A 19,661-nucleotide genomic window follows, 5' to 3' on the forward strand; every position below is an offset into this window, starting at 1 on the left:
ACTAGAGCCTGAACATAAAGAAATAGGATAAGAGAAAATTGATGTCAAAAGGAATATTCAATAAAGCTGTATTGGCTCTATCACTTTTTTTATTTTCAGTTGTGGCTCAAGCTGCAATGAGCCACATCAGTATCAACAGTCGTCAATTTGAAGTCGGCCAGCATCCAAAAATCAAACTGAATATTGTCGCGGGTAGAAATGACTTCTCTCGAATTAGCTTTCACCTTCGCCAAACTAATGGTTCAAAAGAGGTGATGGAAGAACTGATGGTTCAGCCTATCAGTGGCTATATGTTATTTGCGATTGGTGTGGATGAAGTGACCGACCCCAATGCTAAGCTTATTGTCAGTGAGTATAAGGGCAATAGCTGGCGCCAATATGCTGTATTGCCGGTATTTGATTCGCCTTTTATTAAAATTACCGACAAGACTGAAGTTAGAATTGATACGCGTAATCAACCTAAAAAAGTCGCTCCAATGCCTTATTCGGGTGATAAGATTGCACAGTCTACAGCCGTTAATAATCCACAAACTGAATCCCATAACATAGTGAAAACATCTATATCCGTTGATGCAGTGAGTAGATCGGATTCAACTCCTACTGTTAGTGCGGACTGTATGATTGAGCGTGCGCCTTCTGATACCTTGTGGCGCATTGCATCTCGTTATCAAAAGCAATGGAACACCAATGTATATGGTGCGATGTTGGCAATTTATGATGCCAACCCCAATGGTTTTTCAAAGCAGAAGATTCATTTGATTAGACAAGATGTGACACTGAATTGCCCGTCACAAACTGAATTAAATCAATATGTAAACAAATCAGAAGATAAGGCTGCCTTTGAGGCATTACAGCAGCAACATAGCGCAAATTAATTTTCACTTGTTTGACTTGGACAGATACTGTACTATTGCGCGCCTTAACGCTATTGTTATGAACGCATGTGGTGCTCAACTTCGGGTTGGGAGAGCGACATGGCCTGCTATTGAAGGTAATCCAAATGAAATCAGGTATCCACCCAGACTACGCTGAAGTAACTGCAACTTGTACTTGTGGTAACGTAATTAAAGTAAACTCTACTGTAGGTAAAAACTTACATTTAGACGTATGTGGTGCATGTCACCCGTTCTACACTGGTACTCAGAAAGTTGTTGACACCGGTGGTCGTATCGACAAATTCAACAAGCGCTTTGGTGCACTTGGTAAGAAGTAATTGCGACTGTAATTATTTTAAGAAAAAGACGCCTTCGGCGTCTTTTTTTGTTTTAAGATCAAATTCCTTTCAAAAAAATTAATTTTTTAGTTATAAATTATGTTGTGCCGCTTAGGTTAATAATATTGTTATTTAGGCAAACTATTTGTAACTTTATGAAGCTATTTCCGCTTTTTTATGTCAAATCTTGTTATTTTTCTACAATTTTAAGTCTTTGATTCTTATTATGATGATTAATTTAAGCTTGAAAAATTATGACTTGATTAAATTCTGCTGATTAAAGATAACTTTTGTTAAATTTTCATTTATACTGCCTGCCAAAGCGCTTAATAGCTCCTTGTGATACTTTCTTAGTATTTTGCTTATTGGGTGTTTTGACTGAATTTAACTTTATTTCGCAGTATAAATTGCCTCATTCAGGAACATAAAATGTCTGACTTTCGCCAGCAAGCTCTCGATTATCATGAATTTCCAATTGCAGGTAAAACTGCAGTTAGTCTTACTAAGCCCGCTCAAACGAGTCATGACCTGTCGCTGGCCTATAGTCCAGGTGTTGCTGAGCCAGTAAGAGAGATAGCGGCGAACCCTGATGATGCTTACCGATATACCAATAAAGGTAATACTGTTGCAGTTATCTCTAACGGTACCGCTATTTTGGGGCTGGGTAACTTAGGTCCGCTAGCATCAAAGCCTGTTATGGAAGGTAAAGCATTATTGTTCAAACGTTTTGCCAATATCGACTCGACAGATATTGAAGTGAAGCACAGAACCACTGCTGATTTCATTAACACGGTTGAATCGATTGCTGATACGTTTGGCGGCATTAACCTTGAAGATATCAAGGCCCCTGAATGTTTTGAAATTGAGCGTGAACTTATTGCCCGTTGTAATGTGCCTGTTTTTCATGATGATCAGCATGGTACTGCGATTGTGACAACTGCAGGTATGATCAATGCGTTAGAAATTCAAGGCAAGAAAATCGAAGATGCCGTCTTTGTTTGTCTTGGTGCTGGCGCTGCAGCGATTGCGTGTATGACCATGATGGTAAAATGTGGTGCGCAACGCGAAAATGTTTATATGCTTGATAGACAAGGTGTGATTCATACCCGTCGTGAAGACATTAATGAATATAAAGCATTGTTTGCTAATAATACGGATAAACGCACTCTACAAGATGTGATTAAAGATGCAGACGCATTTTTAGGTTTGTCGGGTGCAGACTTATTAACCGCTGATGATATTGCTTTGATGGCGCCAAATCCGGTTATTTTTGCATGTTCAAACCCTGACCCTGAAATTAAGCCTGAATTAGCACACGCGACTCGCAGTGACTTGATCATGGGCACTGGCCGCAGTGATTACCCTAACCAAGTGAACAATGTGTTGTGTTTTCCTTTTATCTTTAGAGGTGCATTAGATGTACGCGCATCTGAAATAAACGATGAAATGAAAATTGCTGCGGTTAAGGCGTTAGCAGCGATTGCTAAAGAGCCTGTTCCTGCTGAAGTGTTAGCAGCTTACCCTGATGTTAATTCAATGAGTTTTGGCCCTGAATACGTGCTGCCAAAACCAATGGACCCACGTTTATTGAAAAATATTGCCAGTGCAGTGTCTCAAGCTGCAATCGATTCAGGTGTAGCAGTGCTCAATACTGTTCCTACTGAATATAAGCTATAAGTAATAGCACAGCACAGTGAGAGAAAAAGGGCGTTAGCCCTTTTTTTGTATCTACAATTAATCTAAAACAGATAGAGTTTGCGTTTTACTAGCTGCTATTGAATAATCAAACTCAGTTAAGTGGATGTTATCGCTAACCAATCGTTAAATATGATAGATAGAATTGCGCTTATAGCAGGACGCCGATAAATGAAGTTAACCAAAATTTTGACTACAAAGTTAACCAGTTTTTGGTTGTTATCATTGACTGCGGTTGGTGCTATTTTCTTTATTGGTGCATTAGTTAGCTTTGTTCAACTGACATACAAATTTCAACAGCAAAAAGTGACCCAGTTAGAGACGATGCTGGTACAACATTACCAACCCGATAGTCATTGGGATTTACGCGCTTGGCTACCTCCGATTTTAATTGCTTACAACGCAAACAGTTTCAAGCTAACTCAAGGCGATGACATCGTATTTGAGTATTACTCGCCAACACCGCAAAACAATCCCACCATATACAAGCACATTATTGATCCCAAAGCGGATACAGCAATGGAACTTAAGTTGCCGCAACCGTATTTATTGCATCAATTAGGTTGGTATGAACTCTTAATTATGCTTGTATCACTTGTGGCTATTGGGCTTTTTGTTCGTTATGGATTGAGATGGTTTACACATGAATTGGATGGTATTGAGCAGATAGCGCAGCGCAGTAAACTGGTTCTGGATGGTAAACATGCCGAGGCGTTAAGTGCGGCGGGTAATGGCCGACCGAGATTAATTAATCGTGCAATGACCAAGTTATTAGAGCAATTACAAGATGCGCAAAAAGAGCGTGGACGCTTTGATCAGTTTATTCGCTCAAAAACCTTTTTAGACCCTAGCACCCGCATTGGCAATCGCATTTTTTTTGAAAATAGGCTAGAAGCCTTAACCCATCACAACTGTATGATTGCCCATGGCGCTGTGATGCTAATTAACTTTGATGACTTAGACCTATTGCAACAGCAAGAGGGGGATGAAGTTATCAATGAACAATTGAATGATTTAGTTCAAGCCATCAGTACATTACTGCAACCTTATGAGGATGTAGTTTTCGCTCGTTATGACTTTAATCAGTTCGCAATAGTCGTGCCTCAAGCCTCGTTAGCTGAAGCTGATACCTTAGCGAACAAACTGCTAAAATTAGGCATTAGCCAACTAAAAAACCAATCTGATACACAAGATAATTATGTTCATTTAGGTGCTGCATTTTATAAAGCTGGCGACATGCAGGAACAGGTGCTTGAAGAAGTCGATATGGCGCTTAAAGCTGCGCAACTACAACGGACCAATAATTGGTTTATGTACGATAAAGGCGCAGTGGATAAAGAAATTGCCAAGGGCTCTGTTCGCTGGAGAAGTTTTTTAGAAAACACTTTAGTTAACCGCCGCTTTGTAGCGATAACTGAGAATGTTATCGACAGTGATGGCCATGCTTGCCATAAAGAAGTATTTAGCCGAGCGATTGATAACCAAGGTAACGAAATTAGGGCGACATTGTTTATCCCTATGGCCAATAAGTGTGGCTTAATGCCGCAAATTGAAAGGCAGTTGATTGAAACCGTGCTATTTGAGCTTATGGCACACAACAAAGACAGCTTTAGTATCAATTTGAGTTATGACTCATTAACCAGTCGAGCTTTCATACGTTGGTTAAGAACCACGTTAATGGAACAGCGACATCTTGCCTCGCGGCTGATATTTGAGGTATCAGAAGATATTGTGGTTAAGCATCAACAAGATTTGATGGAAAATTTGAATTTGCTTCGCAAAATAGGAGCGAGGCTATGTGTTGATCATGTTGGGCTGCAAGTGGTTGGCACGCATTACATTCAAGAGTGTCACTTTGACTTAGTCAAATTGCACCGCTCTATTATTCATCAAATCCATCTGAAATCCGAAAACCAACTATTTATTAGAAGCCTCATTGGGGGGTTATATCGCGCTGAAGTGCAGGTTTTTGCTGAAGGTGTGAGTCGTTTTGAAGACTGGCAAACCTTGAAGATTTTAGGCGTAAGTGCAGCTCAAGGTGATTACTTTAACCAATAAACTTCCTATCCTGCTTACCTTTAAATGCAAATCTAATACTGGATTGGTACAAGATTTGTATTAATCATCTACCGCGTCAATTTATACAACTTAATAACCTAATAGTGTGTCAGGTTGTGACCTTGTTGTGGCTTTGGATCTTGAGAATTAACAAATAACATTCTATCTTAAGTGTATACACTTTCATTGCTGTTATTTTTCTATAAAATTAAGTGATTAGCGGTTAATATGTCATACGATATTTTTTTGACATGCTTTTTAATGCTAACTGTTCTTTCTGTTACACACTTGTTGGTGTATCTGGTTTAAGTGAAAGCGTCATCGTTACATTTTTATAGCGGATATTTTTTATTTTTATATCGTCTCTTCGCTGATTATCAAGGCACAGGTTTTTGAATGAAAAATGGTTTTTTAAGTAAGTTGACATTCTGGCGCCAAACTCAAGCATCTACTGAACTTGGGTTGTATATCAGTGCGGACTCGATCTGTGTATATCAAGGCGAAATTAACACTGAAGATGAGCAAGATTCTGATCTTGAAACTCAAAATCAAACAAAGTCGGATATATCAGGGATTACTAAAAAAATTGCCTTTAATGGTGAGAATTGGACAGAAGCATTTGCCGAGATAAAAGATATTTTCGGTCATGCAAAGCTGAAAATAGTATTGGGTGAATCGTTTTATCAATTGATTGTGGCAGATAAACCCAATGTAGAAGCCAATGAGTTAAGCCAGGCATTATTATGGTCGGTAAAAGACTTAGCGACAGAGCCTGTGACCAATATTCAATTGGATTACTTTGAATCATCGCTGACAACCACTGGAAAAATTAATGTCGTTGTCGCAAATAAAATGCAATTGTCGACATTAGCTCAAGCTTGCGAACAACATGGGTTTACCATTGAAGGTATTAGCATTGAAGAATTAGCGATGCCGTTGCTGTTTGATGATGCTTCAACCCATATGGTGGTAAGTCACGTACCTGAACATGATTTATTGCTAACAGTGGTTAGAGAAGGTGAATTATTCATGCAGCGTCGAGTGAGAGGTTTTGCTCAAATCGATAAAGCCACAGCCGCCGACTTACAATATGGTTTAGCTGATAATTTAAGTCTCGAAATTCAACGTTCAATGGACTATTTCGAAAGCCAATTAAGGCAAGCGCCTGTTGGTTCTATTGATTTATTAATCGGCGGTGAATCTCAAGCATTGGTGCCATTAGTGGCGCAGAATTTTAATCAAAAAGTCAGTACCACTGACCATGAGTCGGTGACTGAGCATCTAGCCATGATGGCTTTCAAAGCGTTAACGCGAGGTGCTGCGTGATAAAAACCACAATTAACTTATATAGCGCTGACTTACTGCCTGCAAAATTAAGGCTGTCATTTCAACGAATGATGATGATGGTGGCGGGATTACTTGTTATCAGCTTTGTGAGTTGGATGCTTGGCTATTGGTTGGTTTCGAATGTGGAAGCTGACAGGGCTAAGGTATCAACAGAAAAACAGCTGTTAGATACGCAAAAGCAGCAACTAGAATTACAAGTTTCTACGCGTGTTCCAGAGCCAGACCTGGTTGCAAGAGTCGAATTAGAGCAGCAGCGTTTAGAATTGAAAAAACTATTATCTACTGAAATAAACCAAAGAGATAATGTCATCAGTCGTGGCTATTCAAATTTGTTGACTGATTTGGCGAGTGTTTCAGATGGCTCTGTATGGCTTAGCCACATAGCAGTCAACGAACAGCGATTTGAGTTTGAAGGCTTTGGTTCTAAACCCCAAAGTATCCCGAAGTGGGTTGAGGCTTTAAAGCATACAGAAACGCTCAAAGGTTATGCTTTTTCGACCATGACGATGAACCGTGGTGAATCGCAACCGTTAGCCTTTAAATTATCTAGCACTCCTGAAGTGGAGGCTAAACAATGAAACAATTTTGGCAACAATTAGAATCCAAGTTCGATGTGCTAAGCCAGCGAGAGCGTGTACTCATTACTGTTGCAGCGCTAGTACTTATTGGCATGGTCGTTTATCTACCCGTTGAGAGCGTATTTAAAGAAAGACAAAAACTTTCAAGACAGCTTGTTCAAATTGAAGCGGAAAATGACGTTTCAAGACAACAGATTGATTTATATCAGCAACGTTTAGCGATGGATCCTAATACTGATTTCCGTAATCGTTTAAGCCATATTGAACAACAAACTCAATTAATTGATGCTGATTTAGATGCGCAAATGGTTTCAATGGTTCCAGCGAGTTATATGCCGACAGTACTCACAAATCTGTTAGGCCATGTTCAAGGGGTAAAATTACAATCATTTGCTTCTATCGCACCGACACCTTTGCTACAGGTGGGTGAAGAACACAAAATGAACCTTTACAGTCACGGTATTAAATTGACCTTAGAAGGCAGCTATTTTTCAATTCTAAAATTTGTTGAAGCAATTGAAGATATGCCAGATAAGTTATATTGGAAACGCCTTAATTATCACGTTGACGAACATCCAAATGCGACGGTTGAAATTGAACTTTATACCTTGAGTATTAATAAGGAGTTTATCAGTGTTGCAGAATAAACCGATGTTTATACTCCTTGTATTAGGCCTAACTGCGGTGAGTCAGGTTGCTGATGCCAAAGTGTTAAGGGATCCGACCTTACCTGGGCAAGGGTATGTCACTGTTTCCAGTAATAGCGAACGGGCAGATTCATTAGTGCTTAATAGCATTGTAAATAGCGCCAAGCCACATGCCGTCATTAATAATAAGATTGTATTTGTTGGTGACCGCATTGATGGGATAAGAATTGAATATATCGGAAAGAGTTATGTCAATTTATCTGACGGAAGAAAACTTAAACTATTTCAATCGATAACAGAGCGATAGGACAAAAATAATAATGAATTTAATCAAATATGTGACCCCTCTGCTATCTCTTTGTTTACTTGGTTGCCAAACTACAGATAGACCTGATCCTACGACGGCTAAATCTGAATTAAGTCAATCATTGGCTGAAGCAGAAACAGCAAAAAATATCATTCCTCCACCTGCGCAAATGCCTGAAGATGTTCAGCGTGAGCTCAATGGTTCAAGCTTATTAGGCAGCACAAGTCCAACATTGCCAAAAGAGCGTCGTTTTGACGTTTCAGCGAACGATGTTGAGGCAAAAGTGTTTTTCCCAAGTTTAGTTCAGGGCACGCCGTTAAGTGTTGCAGTCCATCCTGATGTGACTGGCACCATTTCAATTTCTCTTAATGGTGTAACACTCTCAGAAGTGATTAAAGTTGTTGAAGATATTTATGGATATGAGGTTAGCCGAGAAGGGCGCATTTTACGTATTTTCCCATCAGGGATGCGCACAGAAACTTACCCTCTAAATTACTTGTATATGGAGCGTGAAGGGCTATCGTTGACTTCGGTCAGCTCAGGGCGTATTTCTGACGGTAATGACAACTCAAATTCGAACTCGAATAACAACTCTTCAAATAGCAGTAGCTCAAATAGCAGTAATAACTCCAATAGCAGTAGCAATAATGACAATACTGATAACACCAATGGCACTTTTATTCGCTCAACAACCAAAACCAACTTTTGGGGTGAGTTAGAAAAAACCTTAGTGTCTATTATCGGTAATACTGGTGGTGGACGCCAAGTTGTAGTTACCCCGCAAGCGGGCTTAGTCACTGTTAGGGCTTATCCTGATGAGTTACGTCAAGTAAGTACCTTTTTAACCAAGGCTGAAACGCATCTTCAGCGCCAAGTTATTTTAGAAGCTAAAATCTTAGAAGTGACTCTATCTGATGGCTATCAGCAAGGTATTCAATGGGATAACGTCTTAGGCCATGCTGGCAGCACAGATATTAACTTTGGTACTTCTCCTGGTTCGGGTTTAAGCGATTCAATTACGAATGTAATTGGTGGTGTGACGTCAATTAGTTTAACTGGCACCGATTTCAGCACCATGATTAGCTTGCTAGATACCCAAGGTGATGTTGACGTGCTTTCGAGCCCTCGTGTTACCGCATCTAATAACCAAAAAGCGGTTATTAAAGTGGGCAACGATGAGTATTTTGTCACTGACGTATCGTCAACTACTGTAGCTGGCACAACTCCAGTCACCACTCCTCAAGTGGAATTAACCCCTTTCTTTTCTGGTATTGCATTAGATGTGACGCCGCAAATTGATGCTGACGGCAATGTATTACTTCATGTGCACCCATCAGTGATTGATGTATCAGAACAAATTAAAGAAATTAAAGTCAGTGGCTCTAGCCTTGAATTACCGTTGGCACAAAGCGAAATTCGTGAGTCTGACACTGTGATTAAAGCGTCTTCAGGTGATGTTGTGGTGATCGGTGGCTTAATGAAGAGCGAAAATATTGAAGTGGTATCAAAAGTCCCATTGTTAGGTGACATTCCATTTATGGGAGAAGCCTTTACCAATCGCAGTAAATCGACGGTTAAAACAGAACTTATCATCATGCTAAAGCCGACAGTGGTAGGTGCTGATACCTGGAGTAATGAATTACAACGCTCTAAAGATTTACTAGACCGTTGGTACCCCGAGCAGGAGTAACGGTTAGTACCGTTAAGGATTGCCATGTACCAACAGCATTTTGGTCTAGATCAATTACCGTTTACATTAACCCCAAATACGCAGTTCTTTTTTGGGTTAACGCCTCATGTTGAGGCATTACAGGTATTGCAAACAGCAATCGAAAATGGCGAAGGCTTTATAAAAGTAACCGGTGAAGTAGGGACAGGAAAAACCCTTATCTGCCGTAAGCTACTGAATGAGTTACCCGATAATTATCAATGTGCTTATGTTCCTAATCCATATCTAAATCCTGATGAATTACGTTGGGCATTAGCGACAGAATTAGGGATTTCGTTACAAGATAATATTAACCAGCAGCAATTAACTGGATTAATTCAAAACCGTTTACTAGAGCTTAATCGCCAAGGGTTAAAAGTCATTTTAGTGTTGGATGAGGCCCAAGCTCTACCCAATAAGAGTTTAGAAACATTAAGACTGTTTACTAACCTAGAAACTGAAAGCACTAAATTGATTCAAGTGGTATTGTTTGGTCAACCTGAATTAGATAATAGGTTGCAAGACAGTCAATTACGTCAATTAAAACAGCGGATTACTTTTAGCTATAGCTTACGCCCTTTGTTGTGGGATGAGATCCAAGCGTATGTTGATTATCGCCTGTCTATTGCAGGCTATCGTGGCAAAGCACTGTTTAGCGATAAAGATATCAAGTTGATTTCAAGTGCCGCGCGAGGCATCCCACGCTTGGTGAATGTGATCGTTAATAAAGCCTTATTACTTTGTTTTGCTGAAGGCGGTAATAAAGTACTCACTAAGCATTGTAAAGCCGCCATTGTCGATACTGAGGATGCAGAGTCACTGCCGACATCAGTGCAAAATAGAGGGTGGTTATACATTTTATTAATCATAGGCGCTTCACTGGTCATGTTATGGGTTACTAATGCTGACTGGTTATCGACGTTAAGAGAGTCAATATGAGCGTTATTAATAAAGTTTTAAAAGACCTTGATAAACAAAAGCAACACTCGGCATCAACGACGGGAGAAACGTCCGATTCTGGCTTTGTGAAACCAGAGGTGCAGTTTACTAGCCAAGTAGAAGCTAATGCACCCGATGAGCAGTCATCCCGAAAAGGGATGTATATGTCGATTGTCATGTTCCTTGCTGTATTCCTGATTGGGCTTATGTTTTATCGTCAAGGCGTGCAGCTAAAAAACTTACAACCACTGACTGAAGCAACACAAGAAGAAGCTGAACAGCCGCTCATTGCAGGTTTAGTCGATGAAGATACGCTCACTAGTGACGATCTACCTGACTCAATAACAGACGATGAAAGCCATAGCGTTGAAATTACTAAAACAGCTAATAGCTTAGCTAAATCTGACAATGACTTTAACGAAGAGTCTGAGGTGAGCGCAGATGTAGCTGAAACTGATTTAGCAAGAGCTCAGAATTTGCAAACTGTAGCGGTAGAAGCTGAACCACAGGCGAATCAATCCGTGGTAAAAGTTGATTCAAAAAATACTTCGGTCACTGTAAAAGACACATTAGCACCCTCGTTGGATGATAAAGATAACGGTTCGGTGAAAGTCAGGTTTGCGCAGAATACACGTACCTCAACAATCGTTGAAGATGTAAAGGCAGATGTAGGGAGTAACAGCCGCGCTGCTAAGTCCTCTAAAGCAGAACAAGCTATTGTCTCTAACACGAATGCTGCAACAACAAGCAGTAATAAAGGTGTCATGGCGGTAAAGGAAGTGATACTGACAGATGCTGAGTTAGCGCAAAAGAAATTTGAAATTGCTGAGGTCGCTGAGCAGCAACAGAAAATAGATAAAGCAGTAAAGTATTACTATGAAGCACTAATACTTGAGCCTTCAATGCATCAGGCCAGAAAGCAATTAGCGTCTTTGTATTATGCGTTGAATAACTTAGGCCGAGCTGAACAAATTTTAGCTCAAGGGGTGCAACAATTTCCTGAGGAAATTGAATTGGCCATTTTAAAAGCGAAGGTTGAAAATGCTTCATTTAGCCCTATGAAAGCACTAGATACACTAGAAGCTATCAGTGATAACAGCGACTGGGCTAGAGATAAATGGATTTTACAAAGTGATATTGCCCAAAAGAATAGCCGTTATGAACTGGCTGAGTCAGCATATCGCTCGCTGATAACCATTGAGCCGTCTCAAGCACGCTGGTGGATGGGATTGGCCTACGCGCTAGATTCGCAGCAGCAATATTCGCAAGCTGCAGATGCATATACAAAAGCTTTGTCTTATCGAGGACTGTCAACTGGCGCTATGACTTATATTGAACAACGATTAATTCAACTTGGAGGTAGCCAATGAAACCAAAATTGAAAATGCGTTTAGGCGATCTTCTCGTTCAAGAACACATTATTACTGACGATCAGTTAACCCAAGCCCTTTCTGAACAGCGTAATTCAGGTAAAAAGCTTGGTCGTACCTTGATTGACTTGAATTGTATTACTGAAGATCAGTTACTTAAGTTCTTATCTCAGCAGTTAAACTTACCTTATTTAGATATTAGTCGACTGTCGATACCGACTGAAGTCGTTAACCTTATTCCTGAAGTACAAGCTCGTCGTTATCGTGCTTTAGTGGTTGAAGCCACCGCTGATACGGTTACATTGGCGATGAGTGATCCTGCTGACTTGCAAGCCATCGATAACTTAGAAGTCTTTGTCGCGCCTAAAAAAATTACCATTGCGGTTACCCCTGAACAGCAACTATTAGATGCGTTCGATAATTTGTATCGCCGTACGGGTGAAATTGCCAAAATTGCGGGTGAATTAGAAGAAGAGTACGCCGCTGATGACATGTTTGATTTGGCGAGTATTACTGACAGTGATAGCGACAATGAAACGACAGTCGTTAAGCTACTGCAATCTATTTTTGAAGATGCAGTGCAAATGCGGGCTTCGGATATTCATATTGAACCGGGTGAAAAAGTACTGCGGATCCGTCAACGTATTGATGGTCAGCTGCATGAGAACACCCTTGATGAAGTCAATATTGCCTCGGCGTTAGTATTAAGATTAAAGCTGATGGCTGGATTGGATATTTCAGAAAAACGTATGCCGCAAGATGGTCGTTTTCATATTGAAATTAAAGGTCATAAAATCGATATTCGTATGTCGACGATGCCGATATATCATGGTGAATCGGTGGTAATGCGTTTACTCGATCAATCCGCGGGTTTATTGACATTGAATGAAACAGGTATGCCAGATCATATCCTGCAGCGAATTCGTAAACAAATTAAGAGTCCTCACGGTATGTTGCTAGTGACAGGTCCTACAGGTAGCGGTAAAACCACGACTTTGTACGGTATCTTGAGCGAGCTCAATAAGCCAGACACCAAGATTATTACGGTTGAAGATCCGGTCGAGTATCAACTGCCACGTATTAACCAAGTGCAAGTTAACCATAAAATTGGTTTAAATTTCTCGAATGTACTGCGAACCACCTTACGTCAAGATCCCGATATCATCATGGTAGGTGAGATGCGTGACCAAGAAACGGTTGAAATTGGTCTTCGAGGCGCATTAACGGGTCACTTTGTATTATCGACTTTGCATACCAATGACGCCATTACTAGTGCATTACGTTTACTTGATATGGGCGCAGCGAGTTATCTTGTCGCAAGCGCGCTACGGGTGATTATTGCCCAGCGATTAGTTCGACGGGTATGTCCGAACTGCATGACAAGTCATCAACCCAATTCAGCTGAGTTGGCTTGGATTAATTCTGTCGCCAAAAAAGACTTCACAGCTGCAACCTACAAAATAGGCACTGGTTGTCAAAGTTGTAATGGCTCTGGTTATCGTGGCCGTATTGGTATTTTTGAAATTTTAGAGCTTGATGAAGCCATGGTTGATGCCATGCGTACGGGGAATCCACAAGATTTTGCTCATGCGGCGAAACAAAGCCCGACGTTTGTGCCATTAGCTGATTCAGCATTTGAGTATTTATACAATGGTATGACTACCATTGAAGAAGTGGCTAAATTAGTTGAAGACGTCAGCGAAATACCTGGTGCAGAAGCGATGTCCAGTAATAGTGGAACTGGGGTGTAATCATGCCGACTTACCAGTATCGAGGACGAAATAATCAAGGCGCATCAGTTGAAGCGTTTATTGATTCAGCTAATGAAAGTAGTGCGGCTGATGCGTTAATGTCTCGCGGCATCATTCCTCTCGAACTGCGTGAAGTGAAACAATCTCAACCTTTTAAGCTTGGCAGTATTTTCGCGAGTAAAGTGTCGTTAGAAGAGTTACAAATTTTCACTCGACAAATGTACTCATTGACTCGCTCAGGTATTCCCATTTTGCGTGCTATTGCAGGTCTTGCAGAAACAACGCATTCACAACGAATGAAAGATGCGTTGAATGATATATCTGAACAATTGACATCGGGTCGCCCTCTGTCGGCTGCAATGAACCAGCATCAAGATGTATTTGATTCATTGTTTATTTCAATGGTTCATGTGGGTGAGAATACCGGTAAATTGGAAGATGCTTTTATCCAGCTTTCTGGTTATATCGAGCGTGAACAAGAAACCCGCCGACGCATTAAGTCTGCTATGCGCTATCCAATTTTCGTACTCATCGCCATTACGATTGCGATGGTGATATTGAATATCATGGTGATCCCTAAGTTTGCCGATATGTTTTCTCGCTTCGGTGCTGATTTACCATGGGCAACTAAATTGTTAATGACGACATCGAGCTTATTTGTCAATTATTGGCATGTCATGCTAGTTGCGCTCGTAGGAGCAATTATTGGCATACGATATTGGCATCATACCGAAAAGGGTGAACGTCAATGGGATAAGTGGAAGCTACATATCCCAGCAGTGGGGTCGATTATAGAACGCTCGACACTCTCACGTTATTGCCGCAGTTTTTCGATGATGTTGGGTGCAGGTGTACCCATGACTCAAGCGTTAAGTCTAGTTGCAGATGCCGTGGATAATAGTTATATGCATGATCGGATTGTTGCGATGAGGCGAGGAATAGAGTCGGGTGAGTCAATGCTTAGGGTGTCAAACCAAAGCGGTCTGTTTACTCCATTAGTGCTGCAAATGGTGGCAGTGGGTGAAGAGACAGGCCAGATCGATCAACTACTTAATGATGCAGCAGATTTCTATGAAGGCGAAGTGGATTACGACCTTAAAAATTTAACCGCCAAACTAGAGCCTATTTTAATCGGATTTGTGGCTTGTATTGTGCTCATTCTAGCCTTGGGGATTTACTTGCCAATGTGGGATATGCTCAATGTGGTTAAAGGGTAACGAGCATGCTGAACTTTGAAAGTAAGCTGTTGTCTACATTGCAGTTAGCAATTAACAAATCTGAGTTGATTGCATAATGCGAAAACAACAGAAGTCAGAAAACGATCTACTGAAGACGTATGCACGTATTATTACGCTGACATTAGTCTTGGTGGTAATGGCTGTGATTAGCACTAAGCATTTTTCTAGTGTGGACAGTATTGGCACTAAAAGTTTAGAGCTAGAGCATAGCCGTATGTTGTACGTGCTAGCGATGGTAAAGAGCCAATGGCTCAATCAGGGGAGACCTGATTCGCTCAAGCTGAACTGGGAGAATATTACTGTTGGTTTAGGCAATAAACAGCTTGAAACAGATAGCCTTGGCACCAGTTCAAATATTATAAAGATGTCAAAGCAAGGCTGGCCGCAACTTAATGAGCCATCTTCGAAAGGCTGCAAAGAGTTATGGCAACAGTTAATGGCAAGTGATTTGCATGATTTAAAAGCTGCGGTTTCATATCAAAATGAGACAAAAATTTGTCGTTTTTCGACAGAGCAAAGTGGCAGTATTAGCTATCAAGGTATATCAGGAAGAGTGATTTTTATTGATAGCAAGAGCTAATATTTAACTAATACAAATGTTTAAATGTATAAATGGTGCTAAAATTTATTTACAGGATAGCTTTAGCTAGGTAACAATGGTCTTACGACTGTAATTACGGTCTGACAAATGTAAGGCGTAAAATAGGTAACTTATTATGAAATTAAAACAGCAAGGCTTTTCGTTAATCGAATTAGTGATTGTTATCGTGATCCTTGGTTTATTAGCTGCGACTGCAATTCCACGCTTTTTGAATGTCACTGAAGATGCGCAAAATGCCAGTGTTGATGGCGTTGCTGGTGGACTTGCTACGGCTGTTGGGTTCGTTAGAGCACAATGGGAAGTGGATGGTCGTCGTAATACGTCGGTAATTTTAGATGGTACTGTTGTTTCGTTAGATACGCGTTTTGGCTTTCCAACAGGTACATCAAATACAGATGCGACTTCGATGAGTGATGACACTTGTCAGGAAGTTTTCGATAACGTGCTGCAAAGTGCTCCACGTAATGTAATTTATACTGATGACGCCCGCGATCAACGTTATACCGTTCGAGCTCAAGATGGTATCGGTGGTTCACCTACATCTATTGACGGTACGACAGTGACTGGGATTGATTTGTGTGTCTATCACCAAGTAGCTTCACTTACGTTAGATCAGACTACCGGTGTACCATCTCCAGCCCCAGATTTAACGACAAGTGGTGCTAAAGGAGTGACATACAACCCTGGCACAGGACAAGTACTTAGTTTCAGTAACGACTAATTACGAGTAATAAGTGAAAGCTGCATTAATAGCAGAGGCTTAAGCTTTAAAAGAATCACCACAAAATATGGAATATTGAGTGGGAATTGTAAGAAACAACTAAATAAACAGATGTACAAAATTCACATATTTTGTTTTCAATAAAGGGTCGACATTATGCATATCAAACAAAAGCAACAAGGTTTTACATTAATTGAACTAGTAGTAGTTATTATCATTTTGGGTATTTTAGCTGTTACTGCAGCACCTAAATTTATCAATCTACAAGGTGATGCTCGCGTGTCTGCGTTAAATGGCTTGAAAGCTTCGATTCAAGGGGCAAATACACTTGTGTATTCAAAAGCTGCACTTGCTGGATTAGAAAAAACTGAAGGTGCAACTGTAACAATTGGAGGAACTGTTGCAGACCCAATTACCGTTACTACTGACTATGGATATTTAACCGCTGGTGAATTAGATGACTTCCAAAATGCATTAGAAGTTAGTATTGCTGAAGGAGATAACCCTTCTGCAGATGGGCTGACTACAGATTGGATTGTTGACACTTCAGCCGGTACATTCTGGCAAGTGGGTGCACCTTCAACATGCTCCTTTACTTATGCAGCCGCCGCATCAGCGACTGAAGTTCCAACGTTTACTGCAATCCCTGATCCTTCGCTTTGCTAAGTTGAGTGAATGGTTAAAGCCCGCATAGTGCGGGCTTTTTTGTGGCAAAAATATGAGTTTTAAAAGCCTTTATGTGCTTTGCGTAACACGCAGCTAATATTGAATGGTGATAAAATTGTTGTGATAAAGGAATAAGCTCGTGAACAATATATATTGTTTCATACGGGCTGTAGTTGTTCTATTTTAATGAAGGTTTTCAAATGCAAAAACAGCAAGGTTTTACGTTAATTGAGTTAGTTGTGGTTATTATCATTTTAGGTATTTTAGCGGTAACAGCTGCACCTAAATTTATTAACCTTCAAGGTGATGCTCGCGTATCGACATTGCAAGGTGCTAAAGCGGCAATTCAAAGTGCGAATAGTTTAGTGTATTCAAAAGCAGCGCTTGCTGGTGTAGAAAAAGGTGATACAGATGGTAAGGCGACTGTCGATATAGGAACTGGAACAGCATTGAATGTTGTTTATGGTTATACTGCAGGAACCGTTACAGACATCATCAATGCTGTTGATATTTCTAGTGATGATTGGACAATTACGGAAAGTAGCGGAGTAGTATCTATTCAGCAAGTAGGAGCTCCTGCTGGATGTAATATCATTTATACAGAATCTCAATCTGAAGGTGCTTTACCTATATTCACTAGTGATGCTAAAGATGAAGATGGTGATGCTTTATTAATGCCAACGGCTTCTGAATGCTAATTAGTTTTTAGCTAGTTTAAAGGTCTGCTTGCAGGCCTTTTTTATTATCTGTATTTAAAAAATAACCTGAAAAATACAAACTTCCTTTATGTATATACGATTGTATTTTTAATAAAGGATATCAAGACGTTTGTGTTATATTTTGCCATACTGTATATAGAGAAATGTTACTAAAGGCACTGACCATTCGAATGTTTCAAACTCGGGGTTTAAAAAATACATTGGGGTTTTCACTCATTGAGTTAGTCACTACTATTTTAATAGTAGGGATTGTTGCTGTGTTTGTTTTGCCTAAATTATTACCTGAATCAAGCTATAGTGCCCATGCTCTTCGAAATGAATTTATCAGTGAGCTTAGACACGTTCAAATAAAAGCATTAAATAACAGTGACCGTTGTTATCGTATTAGTGTTTTTTCAGATGGTTACCAACTCAGCACTTATCAACATAATATTAATAACGCCTTTGCAGGTTGTATTGATGCACAGCTTATTCGAACTGAAGTGAAACAAGATTTTAGTAGTGGTGCAATCATCGAGCTAGCAAGTAATGGTAATACTGATTTTACTATGGATTTTGACAATCTAGGTCGAGCTAACCTTGGCTGCAATGGGGCGTGCTTTGTCGTAAAAGCAGATGAAACGCTAAATATTGCGATGGAGTCTGAGGGGTATGTGCATGCTTTATAATTTATCTTCCTCAAGAAACCTATTAGTAAAATCTCTTCATAACAGCGTGATTAAAAACTCACAGGGTGGTTTTACCTTAATCGAACTTGTTATTGGCATGCTGGTATTAAGCATTGCAATAGTGATGCTTACGTCAATGTTATTACCTCAAGCTGATAGAGCTGTTGAGACATTATCTCGAGTTCGCTCTGCTGAATTAGCGCATTCGGTCATGAATGAAATTTGGGGCAAACGTTATGATGAAAATACTAATGCTAATGGTGGTATCCCTGCTTGTAACTCTACTTCACCATTAAATCCCGGGGCGAATTGTACAGATGAAGGTGATTTTGGAGTTGATGGCGAAGGCCGAAATGATTTTAATGATGTAGATGATTATCACGGATTAAATATTACAGATCTGATGCTTGATTCCACTCAAACCTATGCTGATGTTTATATTAATTATGACATGAAAGTCACAATCGCTTACCTAAATGGCCAAGCGCAAAAGCTTATCACCATAGATGTAACAACACCTTCAGGGGAAGTTATTACTTACCAAGCGGTAAGGAGTAACTATTAATGAAAAGTAAAAGAGGTTTGCAACAAGCTGGCTTTACGTTAGTTGAAATGGTCACTGTGATTATCATTCTTGGCATTCTGATAGTAGGTGTAAGCAGTTTTGTTATATTTGGTACACGTATTTTTGTTGAATCTAGTTCTGTTGATCAAGTTCTAGGCCAAAGCCGCTTTGCTGTAGAGCGAATGACCCGTGACATTCGACATTCTGCGCCAAACAGTGTCCGACTCCGAACAGCTAGTTTAGGCATCTTTCAATGCATTGAGATGCTTCCAATAGAAGCCAGTAGTAGTTATCTTGAACTACCTATTTATCCTGATTCTGCTTCGAGTACTGGCACCATTGTTGATAATAATATTACTGTTAACAATGGCATGTTTGCGATTGTATATCCTCTTGCTAATGAAAGTATTGGCGGTGTTAATGATATTTATCAAGCATCAAGAAATAAGCGCTTTGAGGTGCAAAGTGCCACTTCAGCAGCCGATAGAATAACCCTGACATTTACTAATTCAGTTCAGTTTGCTGAACAGTCGCCAATTAAGCGGATTTACTTCGCTAATCAACCGATTAGTTATTGTTTTGAAAGCCCAGTAGGCTCATCTGAAGTGAGTTTGTATCGTTATTCAAATTATGGCTACATAATCAGCCAGCCAGTGCCATCGAATATGGGCACTGGTGTGTTAATGGCTGAAAATATTACTAATAGTTTACTTACAGAACCTGCAATTAAAGTGACAGAACAAAACTTAATGACCAACTCAATTGTGCACCTTGAGCCTCGCTTTAGTGTTAATGGTGAAACCTTCAAGTATCAGCATCAAGTGCAGGTGACCAATGTACCTTAATCACTTATCACTAAAAGACGGTCAC

Annotated in this window: 20 protein-coding genes; all 20 read left to right on the forward strand. The window is 40.1% G+C overall.

Annotated elements, in window-relative coordinates; translation table 11 throughout:
• Positions 1 to 41: 41 nt before the first annotated feature.
• The 20 genes from BCU84_RS07300 (at position 42) to BCU84_RS07395 (ending at position 19,636) form a co-directional block, all read left to right on the forward strand.
• Complete coding sequence (locus BCU84_RS07300) at positions 42 to 875, forward strand: FimV/HubP family polar landmark protein (RefSeq protein WP_102527426.1); 834 nt, start codon at positions 42 to 44, stop codon at positions 873 to 875.
• Positions 876 to 1,000: 125 nt separating this feature from the next.
• Entirely contained in the window at positions 1,001 to 1,213 is a 213-nt protein-coding gene (rpmE, locus tag BCU84_RS07305) for a 50S ribosomal protein L31 (protein ID WP_102527427.1), read from the forward strand.
• Between the two features lie 429 nt (positions 1,214 to 1,642).
• Entirely contained in the window at positions 1,643 to 2,890 is a 1,248-nt protein-coding gene (locus BCU84_RS07310; RefSeq protein ID WP_102527428.1) for a malic enzyme-like NAD(P)-binding protein, read from the forward strand.
• A 189-nt stretch (positions 2,891 to 3,079) separates the two neighbouring features.
• Complete coding sequence (gene csrD / locus BCU84_RS07315; protein WP_102527429.1) at positions 3,080 to 4,966, forward strand: RNase E specificity factor CsrD; 1,887 nt, start codon at positions 3,080 to 3,082, stop codon at positions 4,964 to 4,966.
• A gap of 396 nt (positions 4,967 to 5,362) precedes the next feature.
• Positions 5,363 to 6,292 (forward strand): MSHA biogenesis protein MshI, encoded by a 930-nt coding sequence (locus tag BCU84_RS07320; protein ID WP_102527430.1) that lies wholly within the window; start codon positions 5,363 to 5,365, stop codon positions 6,290 to 6,292.
• The gene (locus BCU84_RS07325) at positions 6,289 to 6,891 is read left to right on the forward strand and encodes a PilN domain-containing protein (RefSeq protein ID WP_102527431.1); all 603 of its coding nucleotides are present in this window, start codon (positions 6,289 to 6,291) and stop codon (positions 6,889 to 6,891) included. The genes BCU84_RS07320 and BCU84_RS07325 overlap by 4 nt, the downstream gene beginning before the upstream one ends.
• A complete protein-coding gene (locus BCU84_RS07330; protein WP_102527432.1) occupies positions 6,888 to 7,538 on the forward strand; it encodes an MSHA biogenesis protein MshJ in 651 nt (216 codons plus the stop codon). The genes BCU84_RS07325 and BCU84_RS07330 overlap by 4 nt, the downstream gene beginning before the upstream one ends.
• The gene (locus BCU84_RS07335) at positions 7,525 to 7,845 is read left to right on the forward strand and encodes an MSHA biogenesis protein MshK (RefSeq protein ID WP_241906381.1); all 321 of its coding nucleotides are present in this window, start codon (positions 7,525 to 7,527) and stop codon (positions 7,843 to 7,845) included. Before BCU84_RS07330 ends, BCU84_RS07335 begins: the two co-directional genes overlap by 14 nt.
• A gap of 13 nt (positions 7,846 to 7,858) precedes the next feature.
• Positions 7,859 to 9,535, forward strand: a complete 1,677-nt coding sequence (gene mshL / locus BCU84_RS07340; protein ID WP_102527433.1) for a pilus (MSHA type) biogenesis protein MshL — start codon at positions 7,859 to 7,861, stop codon at positions 9,533 to 9,535.
• Between the two features lie 24 nt (positions 9,536 to 9,559).
• Positions 9,560 to 10,492 (forward strand): AAA family ATPase, encoded by a 933-nt coding sequence (locus BCU84_RS07345; protein ID WP_102527434.1) that lies wholly within the window; start codon positions 9,560 to 9,562, stop codon positions 10,490 to 10,492.
• Positions 10,489 to 11,862: a tetratricopeptide repeat protein gene (locus BCU84_RS07350; RefSeq protein ID WP_102527435.1), complete on the forward strand. Its 1,374-nt coding sequence runs from the start codon at positions 10,489 to 10,491 to the stop codon at positions 11,860 to 11,862. The genes BCU84_RS07345 and BCU84_RS07350 overlap by 4 nt, the downstream gene beginning before the upstream one ends.
• Complete coding sequence (locus tag BCU84_RS07355; RefSeq protein WP_102527436.1) at positions 11,859 to 13,613, forward strand: GspE/PulE family protein; 1,755 nt, start codon at positions 11,859 to 11,861, stop codon at positions 13,611 to 13,613. Before BCU84_RS07350 ends, BCU84_RS07355 begins: the two co-directional genes overlap by 4 nt.
• 2 nt (positions 13,614 to 13,615) lie before the next feature.
• On the forward strand, positions 13,616 to 14,830 hold the full coding sequence (locus BCU84_RS07360) for a type II secretion system F family protein (RefSeq protein WP_102527437.1): 1,215 nt from the start codon (positions 13,616 to 13,618) through the stop codon (positions 14,828 to 14,830).
• A gap of 76 nt (positions 14,831 to 14,906) precedes the next feature.
• Positions 14,907 to 15,431 carry an MSHA biogenesis protein MshF gene (locus tag BCU84_RS07365; RefSeq protein ID WP_133146625.1) on the forward strand — a complete coding sequence of 175 codons (525 nt, stop codon included), beginning with the start codon at positions 14,907 to 14,909 and terminating at the stop codon, positions 15,429 to 15,431.
• A 136-nt stretch (positions 15,432 to 15,567) separates the two neighbouring features.
• The gene (locus BCU84_RS07370; protein ID WP_102527439.1) at positions 15,568 to 16,173 is read left to right on the forward strand and encodes a type II secretion system protein; all 606 of its coding nucleotides are present in this window, start codon (positions 15,568 to 15,570) and stop codon (positions 16,171 to 16,173) included.
• A 156-nt stretch (positions 16,174 to 16,329) separates the two neighbouring features.
• Positions 16,330 to 16,839: a type II secretion system protein gene (locus BCU84_RS07375; RefSeq protein ID WP_102527440.1), complete on the forward strand. Its 510-nt coding sequence runs from the start codon at positions 16,330 to 16,332 to the stop codon at positions 16,837 to 16,839.
• A 200-nt stretch (positions 16,840 to 17,039) separates the two neighbouring features.
• Positions 17,040 to 17,537, forward strand: coding sequence for a prepilin-type N-terminal cleavage/methylation domain-containing protein (locus BCU84_RS07380; RefSeq protein WP_102527441.1), 498 nt, complete (start codon positions 17,040 to 17,042; stop codon positions 17,535 to 17,537).
• A 191-nt stretch (positions 17,538 to 17,728) separates the two neighbouring features.
• Positions 17,729 to 18,226, forward strand: a complete 498-nt coding sequence (locus tag BCU84_RS07385; RefSeq protein ID WP_102527442.1) for a type II secretion system protein — start codon at positions 17,729 to 17,731, stop codon at positions 18,224 to 18,226.
• Complete coding sequence (locus BCU84_RS07390) at positions 18,216 to 18,791, forward strand: type II secretion system protein (RefSeq protein ID WP_102527443.1); 576 nt, start codon at positions 18,216 to 18,218, stop codon at positions 18,789 to 18,791. Before BCU84_RS07385 ends, BCU84_RS07390 begins: the two co-directional genes overlap by 11 nt.
• The gene (locus BCU84_RS07395; RefSeq protein ID WP_102527444.1) at positions 18,791 to 19,636 is read left to right on the forward strand and encodes a prepilin-type N-terminal cleavage/methylation domain-containing protein; all 846 of its coding nucleotides are present in this window, start codon (positions 18,791 to 18,793) and stop codon (positions 19,634 to 19,636) included. Before BCU84_RS07390 ends, BCU84_RS07395 begins: the two co-directional genes overlap by 1 nt.
• The last annotated feature ends 25 nt before the right edge of the window (positions 19,637 to 19,661 follow it).

This window comes from Shewanella sp. 10N.286.51.B7 (genome assembly GCF_002873615.1).
Taxonomy (GTDB): Bacteria; Pseudomonadota; Gammaproteobacteria; order Enterobacterales; family Shewanellaceae; genus Shewanella; species Shewanella electrodiphila.